We start from the raw sequence: 14,404 nt of genomic DNA, 5'->3' as shown, positions 1-14,404 counted from the left end.
GCGCATGCCGTCGGGCTTTCCATTACAATAACGCGTTTCATCAGGTTCATCCTGGGCGGCCCGCCACTTGCGTTGGCCGCATGCCATCCCATATTCCATCCATGATTGTTCTCGGCGTCGAATCCTCCTGTGACGAAACCGGCCTCGCTCTGTACGACACCGAGCGCGGCCTCCTGGCGCACGCCCTGCATTCGCAGATCGCCATGCACCAGGAATACGGCGGCGTGGTGCCCGAGCTGGCCTCGCGCGACCACATCCGCCGCGCCATTCCGCTGCTCAGGCAAACGCTGGCCGACGCCGGCGCCGCGCCGCACGAGATCGACGCCATCGCCTACACCCAGGGCCCCGGGCTGGCCGGCGCGCTGCTGGTGGGCGCTTCGGTCGCCTGCGGCCTCGCCCTGGCGCTGGACAAGCCGGTGCTGGGCATCCACCACCTGGAAGGCCACCTGCTGTCGCCGCTGCTGGCCAGCAAGCCGCCGCAGTTCCCCTTCATCGCGCTGCTGGTCTCGGGCGGCCACACCCAACTGATGCGGGTCGACGGCGTGGGCCGGTACACGCTGCTGGGCGAGACCCTGGACGACGCCGCCGGCGAAGCCTTCGACAAGTCGGCCAAGCTGCTCGGCCTGGGCTACCCGGGCGGCCCGGCGATCTCGCGCATGGCAGAGTTCGGCGATCCCGCCGCCTACCAGCTGCCGCGGCCGATGCTGCATTCCAAGAACCTCGACTTCAGCTTCTCGGGCCTGAAGACGGCGGTGTTGACCGTGGTCAAGCGGCAGACCGGCAACATCTGCGAACAAGACAAGGCCAACATCGCGCGCGGCTTCGTCGACGCCATCGTCGACGTGCTGGTGGCCAAATGCATGGCGGCGCTGAAGGAAACCAAACTGAAGCGCCTGGTGATCGCCGGCGGCGTCGGCGCCAACGCGCAGCTGCGCGCGGCGCTCAACGCGGCCGCCGCCAAGCGGCGCTATGAAGTGTTCTACCCCGAACTGCAGTTCTGCACCGACAACGGCGCCATGATCGCCTTCGCCGGCGCCATGCGGCTGCGCCAGCAGCCGGATGCGGCAAAAAAGGAGTACGGCTTCGGCGTGCGGCCGCGCTGGCCGCTGGATGAGCTGCGCCCGCCCCAGGCCGCCTGATCCGCCGGCGCCAGCAAAAAGGGCCGCATGACGTCTGTCATGCGGCCCTTTTCGTTATCCGGTGCGGCGCCTACTTCGCGCCCTTCTTCTTGTCGCCGATGCGGCTTTCCTTGCCCGCCAGCAGGTTACCGATGTTCTTGCGATGGCGATAGATCAGCAGCGCGCTCATGGCCACCACCGCCAGCAGGATGCCGTCGGTGGTGCCGAACAGCAGGCCGTAGTAGAACGGCGCGAACAGCGCCGCCACCAGCGCCGCCAGCGACGAGTAGCGGAAGGCGTAGGCGATCACCAGCCAGGTGGCCAGCGTGGCCAGGCCCAGCCAGACGTTGAGCGCCAGCAGGATGCCCAGCGCGGTGGCCACGCCCTTGCCGCCGACGAAGCGGAAGAACACCGGCCACAGGTGGCCGAGGAACACCGCCAGCGTCACCAGCGCCATGCCGGTGTCGTCCACGCCGAACTGCGGGCCGTACTTCTGCGCCAGCCACACCGCCAGCCAGCCCTTGAAGCCGTCGCCGACCAGGGTCAGCGCGGCCGCCTTCTTGTTGCCGCTGCGCAGGACATTGGTGGCGCCCGGGTTCTTGGAGCCGTAGGTGCGCGGATCGGCCAGGCCGAACAGCTTGGAGACGACCACCGCGAAGGACAGCGAACCGATCAGGTAGGCGGCGATGGCGAAGAGGATGTTGTACATGGATGAAGGTCTTTCTATCTCTGTTGGCTTTTTATCGTGACGGCGTCAGCTTTGTTCTTGCAATGCGCACTGCACCGCCTTGGCGGGCAGCACCCGCATTATCGCCGCCGGATCGATGCCGACCAGGAAACCGCGGCGTCCGCCGTTGATGTAGATCTTGCCGAGTTCAAGGATGCTCGACTCCACGTAGACCGGCATGGCCTTGCGGGTGCCGAAGGGCGAGGTGCCGCCGATCAGGAAACCGGAATGGCGATTGGCCACCTCCGGCTTGCAGGGCTCGATCGACTTGCAGCCGATCTGGCGCGCCAGGTTCTTGGTGGAGACCTTGCAGTCGCCGTGCATCAGCACCAGCAGCGGCTTGGCGGCCTCGTCCTGCATCACCAGCGTCTTGACCACGGCGTGTTCTTCCACGCCCAGCTCGCGCGAGGACACCGAGGTGCCGCCGTGCTCCTCGTAGTCGTAGGGATGCTCGGTGAAGGCCACGCCGTTCTTGCGCAGGAACTGGGTCGCGGGGGTTTCGGAAATGTGTTCTTTCTTGGCGCTCATGGCATTCGTTCTGGTCCCGGCGCCGTCCGTCCAGCATGGTGGACGCCGCCATGGGCGCACATTATGCCGCAAGTACGCAGGCTTGCGAGCGCGCGGTGCAGCAACCGCCGCGCGGTGGGCCCGGTTCAGCCGCGCGGATGATGTTGCGCATGCAATTGTTTGAGGCGCTCGCGCGCCACGTGGGTATAGATCTGGGTGGTGGAAATGTCGGCGTGGCCCAGCAGCAGCTGCACCACCCGCAGGTCGGCGCCATGGTTGAGCAGGTGGGTGGCGAAGGCGTGCCGCAGCGTGTGCGGCGACAGGCGAGCGGTGACGCCGGCCAGCTGCGCGTATTTCTTGACCAGGGTCCAGAACATCTGGCGCGTCATGGGGCCGCCGCGCGCGGTGACGAACAGCGCGTCGTCGAGCTGCCCCTGCAGGATCTGGCCCCGGCCTTCGGCCAGGTAACGCGCGATCCAGGCGCCGGCCTCTTCGCCGAAGGGCACCAGGCGCGTCTTGCTGCCCTTGCCGGTGACCCGCAGCACGCCTTCGTTCATGCCGACCTCGATGCTCTTCAACAGCACCAGCTCGGACACCCGCAAGCCGCTGGCGTACATCAGCTCGATCATTGCGCGGTCGCGCAGGCCCAAGGGCGTCGACACGTCGGGCGCCGCCAGCAGCGCCTCGACCTGCCCTTCTGACAAGGTCTTGGGGAAGCGCTCGGGCTGCTTGGCCGAACGCAGCTTGAGGCAGGGGTCGGCGGCCACGCGATGCTGGCGCAGGGCCAGCTGGAAGAAGCGCTTCAACACCGCCAGCCGGCGATTGGAGGAGCTGGCCTTGGTGTCGGCGTGGCGCGCGGCGAAGTAGGCGTTGAGGTCGTCCGCCTGGGTCGCGTACAGCATCTTGGCGCGCTCATGGTGCAGCCAGTGGGCGTACAGCGTCATGTCGCGGCGGTAGGCTTCCAGCGTGTTCTTGGACAGGCCGTCCTCCAGCCACAGGCTGTCGCAGAATTCGTCGATGGCTTCGCGGCTTTCCGGCGGCGCCTCGATCTTCGGAGTGGTGCGTCCCATGCGTTCAGTAGCCTTGCACGCCTTCGTGCCTGAGCAGCCAGCGCTTGACGTCGAGATAGATGCCGTCGGCGGCGTCGTGGTGCGAGAAGCCGCCCAGGCCGCCGGCGGCGGTCACCCGATGGCATGGGCTGGCCAGCGCGAACCAGTTGGCGCCGCAGGCCTGGCCGACCGCGCGCGGGGCCGACTTGATGCGGCGCGCGATGTCGCCGTAGGTCAGCACCTGGCCGCTGGGGATCTCGGCGATCGCCGCCCATACCCGCTTCTGGAACTCGCTGCCGACATCGGCCAGCGGCAGCTTGAAGCGGAATTGCGGATCCTTCATGTAGCGCCCGATCTGCTTGACCGCCCTGGCCGCTACGGCGTCGGCAGCGTCCTTTTCGGCGTAGTGCTTCGGCAGGTAGACCATCTCCACGATTTGGCCGGCACGGGTGCGGATGCCCATGCCGCCGAAGGGCACGTGCACCACGGCGGAGAAAATGTCGGCCAGCTGGGAGGGAGGCGTGGGAGCTTGTGTCTTCATGTCGGCGGCTTGAGATCGATCCACGCTATTCTAAGCAATTCCGGGCATCGCTTGATACCATCCGCACTGGCAAAAAACCTCATGGAGACCGAGATGCATCAAGCTCCCCTGCATACCGAACCCGACCACCTCGTCGTGACCGCCGCATCGCTGCAGGCCGGCATGGATTGGGTCGAAGAAAAACTGGGCGTCTCCATGGCGCCGCGCATCGGCGGCGAGCACGTTCGCCTGGGCACGCACAACGCGCTGATGTCGCTGGGCCCCGGCTTTTATCTTGAAGTCATCGCGATCGATCCGGCCGCGCCCGCGCCCGGTCGCGCGCGCTGGTTCGGCCTGGACCGGCTGGCGCCCGGCGCGCCGCCGCGGCTGGCGCATTGGGTGGCCCGCAGCGGCGACATCCATGCTGCCGCACAGGCCGCCACGATCAAACCCGGGGTAATCGAAGAGATGAGCCGGGGCGCCTTGCATTGGCTGATCACCATCGCCGCCGACGGCGCGCTGCAATGCGAGGGCGCGCTGCCCTCGCTGATCCAGTGGCAGACCGAACCGCACCCGGCATCGGCCCTGCCCGAGCTGGGCTGCCGGCTGGAGCGGCTGGAACTGGATCATCCGCGCGCGCCGGAGATAGCCGAGACGCTGCAAGCCATCGGCCTGCGCGACCGGCGCATCGCCTTGCGCACCGCCCCCGCGCCGCGCCTGGCTGCCGCGATCGTGACGCCGCATGGGCTGCGCAGGCTGGACTGAGACGCAAAACCGGCGCGCAAAAAGAAAAAGGCGCATCAGCGATGCGCCTTCAAAACTCCTTATGCATTCCCGGCTGTTTAAACAGCTCAATCGAATGCACGTCTCCTCAGTTTCCTCGGTATAGATACCGTTTGTTATGCACCACCCACTTTGTATTCGGTGAGCCCGGGGCCGCCGGTCCGATGCGTCGGAAAGGCTGGCCGCAAGGCGCGTACATCAACAACTCAAACATCCTCAAAGACTGCCGTATTCGATCTGCTGGGGCCGGCAGGTGTTGCTTGCCGTTTCAGCGAAGCCCGCACTTTAGCAGCACTCGCCGCGCTTTCAAAGCACTTTTTTGAGGCAAAACCAACATGCTTTTTGGCAACTTGACTGACATCCCACCAAGGCGGGAACGCCGCCCGCGGCGTCCCCGATTTGTCATACAAATTTCAGCTCACTCTCAGTTGAACACCAGGTTCGGCAGCCACAGCGACAACGTCGGCCAATAGGTCACCAGCATCAGGAAACCGAGCATGGTCAACAGCCACGGCATGACCGCGATGGTCAGCTCGGTGATGCCCATCTTGGTAATGCCCGAGGCCACATACAGGTTCAGGCCGACCGGCGGATGGCACATGCCGACTTCCATGTTCACCACGATCAGGATACCGAAGTGCACCGGATCGATGCCCAGCTTCACCGCGACCGGAAAAAGGATGGGCGCCATGATCAGCACGATCGAAGACGGCTCCATCACGTTGCCGGCCAACAGCAGCAAGACGTTGACCACCAGCAGGAAGGTGATCGGTCCGAGTCCGGAATCGGTGATCCACGCCGCCATGGTTTGCGGAATATTTTCGCTGGTCACCAGGAAGGAGAACAGCACCGCGTTGGTGATGATGTAGAGCAGCATGGCCGACATCGAGGCCGAGTCCAGCAAGACCTTGGGCACCTGCTTGAGGCTCAGGTCCTTGTAGACGAACACCGCGATGAAGAAGGCGTATACCGCCGCCATCGCCGCCGCCTCAGTGGGAGTGAAGACGCCGGTGTAGATGCCGCCCATGACGATCACGATCAGGAACAAGCCCCAGCCGCTCTTGCGGAAAGCCGCGAAGCGCTCGCCCCAGGTCGCCTTGCGCAGGCGCGGGTAGTTGTTCTTGCGCGCCAGGTACCAGGTAGTCAGGCCCAACAGGAACGCCAGCAGCAACCCCGGCACCACGCCGGCCATAAACAGCTTGCCCACCGAGGTATTGGTCGAAACCGAGTACATCACCATCACGATGGACGGCGGGATCAGGATGCCCAGCGCGCCCGAAGTGGTGATCACGCCAGCGCCGAAACGATTCGGATAACCCTGCTTGACCATCGCCGGCAGAATGATGGAACCGATCGCCACCACGGTAGCGGGCGACGAGCCGGAGACTGCCGCGAACAGCGCGCAGGCCAGCACGCCGGCCAGCGCCAGGCCGCCGTGCCAGTGTCCCACCATCGACGTGGCGAAGTTGATCATGCGCCGCGCCACCCCCCCGTGGGTCAGGAAGTTGCCGGCCAGGATGAAGAACGGGATCGCCATGATCTCGAACTTCTCGATGCCCGTGAACAGCTTCAGCGCCACCGACTGGATCGGTACGTCGGTCATGGTGAAGAGGAAGGTCAACACTGTCAGGCCGAGCGAGATCGAGATCGGCATCCCGGTCAGCATCAGCGCAAACAGCAGTACGAAAATGATGGCTGCGTTCATGCTTTTCCTCCGCTGATTTCTTCGTCCAGACCTTCCACGTGGGCATGGTCATGCTTGGGCAATTCGCCGGTCTTGTGGAAATTCCACGCGACCTGGAGGAAGCGGAAGCACATCAGGTAGGAACCCAGCGGCACGGCCAGGTAGACAATCCACATCGGCACTTCCATCACCTCGGAGGTGCTGTCGTGCTGGGAGATGTCGTAGACGAACTCGGCGCCGAAGGTGCCGACCAGGCCGGTGAAGAAGGCGCCGGCCAGCAGGCCGAAGATCACGAACTTGTTGCGCCAGGGCGTGTCGAGACGATTGATCAATACGTCGACGCCGACGTGGATGCCGGTGCGCACGCCATAGGCAGCGCCGAACTTGGCCATCCATACGAACATGTAGATGCACAGCTCTTGGGCCCAGCTCATGTTGATCTGGATCAGTTGGTCCTGCAGCCAGGGAATGTCGAGGCCGGATGCATAGCGGTGCACCACGGCAAGAAAGATGATGAAGGTGGCGGCCGCCATGAGAAACGCGATCAGCCACTCTTCCAGATGGTCGAGGAACTTCATTGGGTCTCCTTGCGCAATCAGGCCTCCGCATGTCATGCGGAGGCCTGTGCGCCGGTTCTTGATTTGTTCGAGTTGTTGAATGCGCCCGATGTTGCCGCGGGCGCCCGGCTAAGCTGGTGCTGGCTTACTTCTGGCCCAGCGCCGCAGCTTCCTTGTTGACGGCCGCGATCAGCTCCTTGCCGATACGGCTTTCCATCTGCTTCTGTACCGGCAACAACGCCTTGCGCCACTCGGCCTTCTCGGCGTCGGTCAGACGATAGATGGTGGTCTTGCCGGCTTTCTCGACGGCGGCCAGGGCGGCATCGTTCTCCTGCTGGGCGATGGCGTTGGCGTACTTGGTGGCGTCCTTCATCGCGCCTTCGAGCTGGCCGCGGATGTCGGCCGGCAGGCCGTCCCAGAACTTCTTGTTGACGATCACCGCATAGCCCAGGTAGCCATGGTCGGAAATGGTGAGGTGCTTCTGCACCTCATGCATCTTCTGCGTGTAGAGGTTGGACGGCGGATTCTCGGTGCCGTCCACCACGCCGGTCTGCAGCGCCTGGTAGACCTCGGAGAAGGCCAGCACCTGCGGGTTGGCGCCCAGCGCGCGCATCTGCGCATCGAGCACCTTGGAGGACTGGATACGCATCTTCAGGCCGCGGAAATCGGCCGGATGGTGCAGCGGCTTGTTGGCCGACATATCCTTGAAACCGTTATCCCAGTATGCCAGGCCCGTGATGCCCTTGGGCTCCAGCTTCTTGAAGAGATCCTTGCCGATCGGGCCTTCGGTCACGCGGTACAGCACGTCCTTGGTCGGGAAGATGTAAGGCAGGTCGAAGACCTCGAACTCCTTCACGCCCAACGGGCCGAACTTGGCCAGCGAGGGCGCCAGCATCTGCACCGCGCCCAGCTGCAAGGCTTCCAGTTCTTCCTTGTCCTTGTATAGCGTGCTGTTCGGATAGACCTCGATCTTCACGCGGCCCTTGGTGGCCTTCTCGGCCAGTTCCTTGAAACGCTCGGCGCCCTTGCCCTTGGGCGTGTCGTTGGCCACCACGTGGCTGAACTTGATGATGATCGGTTGTTGCGCGAAGGCGCCGGTGCTGACGACGACGGCGGCCGCGGACAGCGCGAGCAGCAGTGACTTGAGTTTCATTTGTGTCCCCTTTGAGGTTTTAGGAATTGGTTTTATTTATTATGTTTGGCGCGGGGCCAGGAATGGCCTGCGAATTTTGAACAGCGCACCCAAACGGGGCAACTGTGGATAACCACAATGCGGCCATCCCGGCCGCGCGCGTGCTGCGGCGCACGAAGCGGGCCGCGCTGGCGCAAGGCCCGCGCGGCGGCTACACTGGCGGCGTCATGAAGCCGCCTTCGCCCGCCTCCACTTCCGCCCAGCCCACGCCGGCCTCGCTGCTGCTCGCGCCCAGCCGCAAGACCACCATGCGCTGGCTGATCCCGTTCCTGCTGGTGTTCCTGTTCATGGCCACGCTGATCTGGCTGCCGCGCCAGGCGCAGCAGATGGAGGCCAGCGAACGGCTGGAACAGTTGATCGCCGACTCGCTGTGGGTGGAGCAGGCGATCCGCTTCCAGTTGAGCCGCGACGACGAGAGCATGCGCATCATCGGCCGCGAGATCATCAACGGCCACCTGCGATTGGATCATTTCCGCAGCCGCCTCAATGCCCTGCTGCGCAACAACCGCGAGTTCTATCGCGTGACCTGGTTCGACGCCGACGGCAAGCCGGTGGCCTCGACCGACGATTTCCCGATCACCCGCGCCGACCTCTCCGAACCCTCGCGCATGACCGGCGACCGCGCCCATCAGTTACGCCGGCCGCTGTACAGCCCGCCGGCGGTGCCGCCGGGCATCGCCGAGCCGGCGCTGATGGATTACCACGTGCCGCTGTTTCGCGACAATCACTACATCGGCAGCCTGGTGGCCAGCTACGCGGTGGCGCGCATCCTCAACGAAATGGTGCCCTGGTGGTTCGCCCAGGACAACGAGATCTCGCTCACCGATACCGACGACAACGTGATCGCGCGCCGCACCGCCGGCGGCCCCGGCCTGAACGTCTATACCCATCGGCGCGAGCTGGAGCTGCCCGGCCTGACGCTGGTGCTGCATACCAACAGCACCAAGAGCGCGCCCAAGCTGCTGCCCAACTTGCTGGTGGGTTCGGTGATGGTGCTGTCGCTGGGCCTGCTGTGGAGCCTGTGGGCGCTGTGGCGCGACATCAACCGCCGCACCAAGGCCGAGGGCGCGCTGCTCAACGAAGCCTCGTTCCGCGCAGCAATGGAGAACTCGCTGGTCACCGGCATGCGCGCGCGCGACCTGGAGGGCCGCATCACCTATGTCAACCCGGCCTTCTGCAAGATGGTCGGCATCCCGGCCGAGGACATGGTGGGCAAGATCCCGCCCATGCCCTACTGGGCGCCGGAAGCCATGGACGAATACCAGGAGCGCTTCTCCAACGTGCTGGCGGGACGCGCCACGCCGCAGTACGAGACCATCTTCCAGCGCAGCGACGGCGAGCGCTTCCCGGTGCTGATCTTCGAATCGCCGCTGGTGGACCAGAACGGCAAGCAAACCGGCTGGATGGGCTCCATCCTCGACATCTCCGAGCGCAAGCGCGCCGAAGACCTGAACCGCACGCAGGAGGAAAAGCTGCAGGCCAGCGCCCGCCTGGCCAGCATGGGCGAGATCGCCTCCACGCTGGCGCATGAGCTGAACCAGCCGCTGGCGGCGATCTCCAGCTTCACTACCGGCGCGCTGAACATGATGCAGCAGGGGAACGCCGATCCCAAGGCGCTGCAGCCTGCGCTGGAAAAGATCCACACCCAGGCCCAGCGCGCCGGCCACGTGATCCGCAGCGTGCACCAGTTCGTCAAGAAGCGCGAACCGGCGCGCCAGCGGCTGCAGGTGCGCCAGCTGATCGATAACATCACGCCGCTGGTGGAACTGCAGGCGCAGCAATTCTTCGTGGTGCTGCAGATCCATGTGCCGTCCAACCTGCCGCCCGTGCTGGGCGACCAGGTGCTGCTGGAGCAGGTGATCCTGAACTTGACCCGCAACGGCATCCAGGCCATGGCGGCGGTGCCGTCGGCGCGCCGCATCCTGCGCATCACGGCCGAGATCGACCGCGGCGCGGGCAGCACGGAGTCGGTGGTGGTGTCGGTGATCGACCAGGGCCACGGCATTGCCGAAGATGTCGCCGCGCGCCTGTTCTCGCCGTTCTTCTCGACCAAGGCCGAGGGCATGGGCATGGGCCTGAACATCTGCCGCACCACGATCGAATTCCACGGCGGCACGCTGACGTACACCAACAACCCGGCTGGCGGTACAATCTTCCGGTTTTCGCTGCCCGCGCAAGGCGGGACCTACTAAAAACCATCAGGAAGAGACTGGCGCCGACGCCCCCGCGCGCGGCGCCGCATACCGATGCTGCACATAGTCGACGACGAAGAGATCATCCGCGATTCGCTGGCCTGGCTGGCGCGCTCGCGCAATATCGCGGCAGCCGCCTACGACAGCGGCCAGGCGCTGCTGGCGGCGCTGGAGCCGGCCGCCGGCTTCGACGCCGACGGCGAGTGCATCCTGCTGGATGTGCGCATGCCGGGCCTGTCGGGCGTGGCCATGTTCAACGAACTCAAGTCCAAGGGACTGCTGCGGCGCCGTCCGGTGATCTTCCTCACCGGCCACGGCGACGTGCCGATGGCGGTCGATATGCTCAAGAACGGCGCCTTCGATTTCTTCGAGAAGCCCTTCAACGACAACCAACTGATGGACCGCGTGCTGCAGGCGCTGGAGAGTTCGCGCGCCTCGGGCGCCGAGGATGCCGTGCAAACCCGCCTGGCCGCGCTCTCGGCGCGCGAGCGCGAGGTGCTGGACCTGATCCTGGCCGGCAAGATGAACAAGGTGATCGCCGACGAGCTGGGCATCAGCATGCGCACCGTGGAAGTCCACCGCGCCCATATCTTCGACAAGATGAACGTCAAGACCGCGGTCGAGCTGGCGCGCCTGCTGAAGTAACGGCCGGCCCGCGCATGGACATCGTCAACCTCCTGCTGCCAGACTTCAGCCTGATCGCGCTGGGCGTGCTGGCCTATCGCCTGGCGCGCTGGGGCGACGCCTTCTGGGCCGGCCTGGAGAAGCTGGTCTACTTCCTGCTGTTCCCGGCCCTGCTGTTCTACTCCACCGCGCGCCTGCAGCTCGACTTCGCCGCCACCGGCGACCTGCTGCAGACCGGCATGCTGGCCCTGCTGCTGGGCATCGCCCTGACCTGGCTGGGCAAGCCCTTCATCCGCGCCACGCCGATGACCTACGAGTCCGGCATGCAGACCGCCTACCGCTTCAACTCCTACATCGCGCTGGCGCTGGCCACACGCATGGCCGGCGAGGAAGGAGCGGGCCTGATGGCGATCCTGCTGGGCTTCGGGGTGCCGCTGTGCAATGTGGCCGCGGTGCACGCGCTGGCGCCGAAGAACGGCAGCCTGCTGCGCGAGCTGGCCAAGAACCCGCTGCTGCTGGCCACCGGCTCCGGACTGGCGTTCTCGGTGGCCGGCCTGCACCTGCCCGAGGTGGCCGGCGTGGTGCTGTCGCGCCTGGGCGGCGCCTCGATTGCGCTGGGCCTGCTGACAGTGGGCGCCGGACTGCGGCTGGCGGGCTTGAAGGAGAGCAAACTGATGGTGGCCTGGCTGGTGGCGATCAAACTGGTGGCGGTGCCGGCGGCCGCTTACCTGATCGGCCGCCACCTGCAGCTGCCGCCGCTGCAGCTGCGCATCGTGGTGCTGTTCTGCTGCCTGCCCACGGCCTCGAGCAGCTACATCCTGGCCGCGCGCATGGGCGGCAACGGGCCGTTCACGGCCTTCCTGATTTCCTTCGGCACGCTGGTGTCGGCCGCGACCATTCCCTTCTGGCTGGCGCTGGTGCACTAGCGCCAGCCGTCTTGCTGCCCGCTACTTGGCCGGCGTCACCACGATCCGGCGCTCAGTGGCCTTCTCGATGGCCGCGCGCGAATACAGCAGCGGGAAGTACTCTCCCTGCAGCCACTTGTCGGCCAGGTCGCGGTAGTGCGGGCTGTCCGGATTGCCCGACTGCCCCGGCGAGTTCACCGCCCGCGAATTGTCCCAGTTGCCCACGTCCACCACCACCCGGAACGAGGGACCGTTGGTCTGCTGGAAGTCGCTCACGCGATAGGTCGACTGGTTGGGCGAGTAGGCGCCGCCGTGCTTGGGCAAGGGTCCGACGTTGAGCTTCTTGCGCGTGGCCTCATCCACCACGCCGGCGAAGGGGTGCGCCATCAGGTTGTGATGCAGCTTGCCCCATTGCCATTGCGCCGCGTCCGCGCCCTGCAGCCTGACCATCTCGGCATAGGCTTGCCCGAGGCTGGAGAGCAGCACCTGGTCGCGCCTGGCGCGGGCCTCGGCATCGGTGGCGCCGAAGGCCGGGACCGGGCTTTCCAGGGTATTGAGCAGCACCGCGGTGTCGGGCGCGGGCATGGCGTCGGCGGCGGCCCTGGACAGCACCGCATACTTGAACGCCTTCCCCAGATGGCGCGACAGCCATACTTCGTAGAGCGCCGGCTGCGGCGCGTCGCTGCGCTCCACATAATCCCAGTTGCCGATGATCTGCAGCGCGGCCCGGGTATCGGCGTCGTCCGAGGACAGCGGCTTCAGCAGCGCCGCCAGCCGGCGTGCGGGAATGGCCAGGTCGTCGTTCTGCAGTTTCATGGAATCCTGCAGCGAGACCTTGGACAAGCCGCCCAGCACTTCGCTGATGCGGCTGAAGCGCGAGTTGTTGGTCCACTCGAAGCCGAGCTTGCGCTCCTGGTAGGGGTAGTCCGCCGGGATGTTCATCTGGTTGGCCGAGGCGAACCAGCCTTGCTTGGGGTTGTAGGTCGAGGGCAGCTGGTCGCCGCGCCAGAAGCCGGCCCATTCGTAGCGGCCGTCGCCGGGCACCGGCAGCAGGCCGTCCCAGTTGGGGCGCTTGGGCGCCAGGCCGCCGGGCACCCAGCCGATGTTGCCCTTCACGTCGGCGTAGACCTGGTTCTCGGTGGGCGCGCCCCAGTTCAGCATCGAATGCTTGAAGCTCTTGAAGTCGCGCGCGCGCATGTAGTCGATGCTGCCGAAGTAAGGCGACATGCCCGGCTCCAGCCAGCCCGATCGCACGGCGTAGGCGCGGTTCTTCTCGCGATCCACATAGATCACCGGGCCGTGGCGCGTGAACGTCAGGTCGGCCACCGCCGGCGCGCCGTTCTTCACGCGCACCGGTTCGTGCAACACGCGCATCGCCTCCCACCGGCCCTGGTATCTGTATTCATTGGGATTGGCGGGATTGAGCTCGTAGACGTACAGGTCTTCCTGGTCGATGTTGAAGATGGTCAGGCCGAAGGCGATGGTGCCGTTGTGGCCAATCGATACGCCCGGCAAGGCCGGCTCGCCGGCGCCGATCACGTCCAGCCCCGGCGCGCTGATGTGGGCGATGTAGCGCAGCGAGGGCGCCGAGTAGGCGCGGTGCGGGTCGTTGGCCATGATGGCGCGGCCGGTGGCCGATTTCGATGGCGCCACCACCCAGTTGTTGCTGCCTTCCATGGTTTCTTCCAGGTTGACGGACGGCTCTGCGCGCACCAGGCGGCCGTCGGCGGCGGCCGGGTCGCCCGCCGATGCGTTGAGGCTTTCCCTGGTCAGCTTGACGTCCTGCGTGGCCAGCGAAAATACTTTCAGCAGGTCCTTGGGCAGGCAGGGATCCAGCCCCTCGGGCATCTGCGCGCTCCACTTGGGGGTCAAGCCGAAGCGCACCTCGTCGGACTTCAGGTCGGCCGCGCAGGTCACCTTGGCGCGCGCCACTTCGCTCAGCAGGTTGCGCGTGAGGCCGTGGCTGCGGATGCGCACCACGTCCTCGGCCGACCACCTGGCCGGCAGGTAGCCCAGCTGGCGGAATTCCCAGGGAAGCTGCTCCTGGTGCAGCGAGACGTAATCGATGTAGGCGTTGATGCCCTCAATGAAAGCCTGCGCCACCTGCTCGGAACCGCGGCCGTAGGCATCCCATTCGCGCCGCATGTCGCCGCGATAGAGGAACAGGCGGGTGGCCTTGTCCTGCGCCACGTAGGCCGGGCCGAACACTTCCGACAGCTGGCCCAGCCCGCGGCGACGCCACAGGTCGATCTGGAACAGCCGGTCGCGCGCGGCGTTGAAGCCCTGCATGAAGAAGGCGTCGCGCTGGTTGGCGGCGAAGATATGCGGCACGCCCCAGCGGTCGACCAGGATCTCGGCGCGCTGTCGCAGGCCGGGGATGGAAATGGTCTCGTTGGCGGCAGTGGGCGGAAGCTTGAAGGCCTGCGCGTCGCGGGCCTGGGACGCGGGGATCAGGGCGAGGTGGATGGAACAGCCCAGCGCGGCGGCGATCATGCCCGCCCGGTGTTTCAATATTGGCATCGGTGGTCTCCATGGTTGTTTTTATG

General features: G+C 65.7%; 13 protein-coding genes. 5 read left to right on the top strand and 8 right to left on the bottom strand.

Annotation, left to right across the window (positions count from 1 at the left end):
• Positions 1 to 101 precede the first annotated feature (101 nt).
• Positions 102 to 1,139 (top strand): tRNA (adenosine(37)-N6)-threonylcarbamoyltransferase complex transferase subunit TsaD, encoded by a 1,038-nt coding sequence (gene tsaD / locus Herbaro_RS03890; protein ID WP_275012532.1) that lies wholly within the window; start codon positions 102 to 104, stop codon positions 1,137 to 1,139.
• A 70-nt stretch (positions 1,140 to 1,209) separates the two neighbouring features.
• Here tsaD and plsY read toward each other — a convergent pair whose 3' ends face one another.
• The 4 genes from plsY to Herbaro_RS03870 all read right to left on the bottom strand — a co-directional run bounded on the left by plsY (position 1,210) and on the right by Herbaro_RS03870 (position 3,942).
• Complete coding sequence (gene plsY / locus Herbaro_RS03885) at positions 1,210 to 1,827, bottom strand: glycerol-3-phosphate 1-O-acyltransferase PlsY (RefSeq protein WP_275012531.1); 618 nt, start codon at positions 1,825 to 1,827, stop codon at positions 1,210 to 1,212.
• A 45-nt stretch (positions 1,828 to 1,872) separates the two neighbouring features.
• Positions 1,873 to 2,373, bottom strand: coding sequence for an aminoacyl-tRNA deacylase (locus Herbaro_RS03880; protein WP_275012530.1), 501 nt, complete (start codon positions 2,371 to 2,373; stop codon positions 1,873 to 1,875).
• A gap of 125 nt (positions 2,374 to 2,498) precedes the next feature.
• Positions 2,499 to 3,422, bottom strand: coding sequence for a site-specific tyrosine recombinase XerD (gene xerD / locus Herbaro_RS03875; RefSeq protein WP_275012529.1), 924 nt, complete (start codon positions 3,420 to 3,422; stop codon positions 2,499 to 2,501).
• A 4-nt stretch (positions 3,423 to 3,426) separates the two neighbouring features.
• Entirely contained in the window at positions 3,427 to 3,942 is a 516-nt protein-coding gene (locus Herbaro_RS03870) for a methylated-DNA--[protein]-cysteine S-methyltransferase (RefSeq protein ID WP_275012528.1), read from the bottom strand.
• A gap of 93 nt (positions 3,943 to 4,035) precedes the next feature.
• Here Herbaro_RS03870 and Herbaro_RS03865 point away from each other — a divergent pair, with 93 nt between their 5' ends.
• Positions 4,036 to 4,686 carry a VOC family protein gene (locus Herbaro_RS03865; RefSeq protein WP_275012527.1) on the top strand — a complete coding sequence of 217 codons (651 nt, stop codon included), beginning with the start codon at positions 4,036 to 4,038 and terminating at the stop codon, positions 4,684 to 4,686.
• A 442-nt stretch (positions 4,687 to 5,128) separates the two neighbouring features.
• Here Herbaro_RS03865 and Herbaro_RS03860 read toward each other — a convergent pair whose 3' ends face one another.
• From Herbaro_RS03860 to Herbaro_RS03850, 3 genes are all read right to left on the bottom strand, one after another.
• Positions 5,129 to 6,409 carry a TRAP transporter large permease gene (locus tag Herbaro_RS03860; protein ID WP_275012526.1) on the bottom strand — a complete coding sequence of 427 codons (1,281 nt, stop codon included), beginning with the start codon at positions 6,407 to 6,409 and terminating at the stop codon, positions 5,129 to 5,131.
• The gene (locus Herbaro_RS03855; protein ID WP_275012525.1) at positions 6,406 to 6,966 is read right to left on the bottom strand and encodes a TRAP transporter small permease; all 561 of its coding nucleotides are present in this window, start codon (positions 6,964 to 6,966) and stop codon (positions 6,406 to 6,408) included. Before Herbaro_RS03855 ends, Herbaro_RS03860 begins: the two co-directional genes overlap by 4 nt.
• 124 nt (positions 6,967 to 7,090) lie before the next feature.
• Positions 7,091 to 8,098, bottom strand: coding sequence for a TRAP transporter substrate-binding protein (locus Herbaro_RS03850; RefSeq protein WP_275012524.1), 1,008 nt, complete (start codon positions 8,096 to 8,098; stop codon positions 7,091 to 7,093).
• A 206-nt stretch (positions 8,099 to 8,304) separates the two neighbouring features.
• Between Herbaro_RS03850 and Herbaro_RS03845 the strand changes: the two genes are divergently transcribed.
• From Herbaro_RS03845 to Herbaro_RS03835, 3 genes are read left to right on the top strand one after another with little or no spacing between them, the layout of a single operon-like run.
• Complete coding sequence (locus tag Herbaro_RS03845) at positions 8,305 to 10,329, top strand: PAS domain S-box protein (protein ID WP_446719325.1); 2,025 nt, start codon at positions 8,305 to 8,307, stop codon at positions 10,327 to 10,329.
• Positions 10,330 to 10,383: 54 nt separating this feature from the next.
• Complete coding sequence (locus Herbaro_RS03840; RefSeq protein ID WP_275012523.1) at positions 10,384 to 10,974, top strand: response regulator transcription factor; 591 nt, start codon at positions 10,384 to 10,386, stop codon at positions 10,972 to 10,974.
• Positions 10,975 to 10,988: 14 nt separating this feature from the next.
• Positions 10,989 to 11,879, top strand: a complete 891-nt coding sequence (locus Herbaro_RS03835; protein WP_275012522.1) for an AEC family transporter — start codon at positions 10,989 to 10,991, stop codon at positions 11,877 to 11,879.
• 21 nt (positions 11,880 to 11,900) lie between these two features.
• Here the strand turns inward: Herbaro_RS03835 and Herbaro_RS03830 are convergent, their stop codons facing one another.
• Positions 11,901 to 14,378, bottom strand: coding sequence for a penicillin acylase family protein (locus tag Herbaro_RS03830; RefSeq protein WP_275012521.1), 2,478 nt, complete (start codon positions 14,376 to 14,378; stop codon positions 11,901 to 11,903).
• Positions 14,379 to 14,404 lie beyond the last annotated feature (26 nt).

The sequence above is a fragment of the Herbaspirillum sp. WKF16 genome (genome assembly GCF_028993615.1).
Classification (GTDB): Bacteria; Pseudomonadota; Gammaproteobacteria; order Burkholderiales; family Burkholderiaceae_D; genus Herbaspirillum.
The sequence above is the reverse complement of the archived record's forward strand: the minus strand, read 5'-3'. Positions and strand labels throughout refer to the sequence as shown.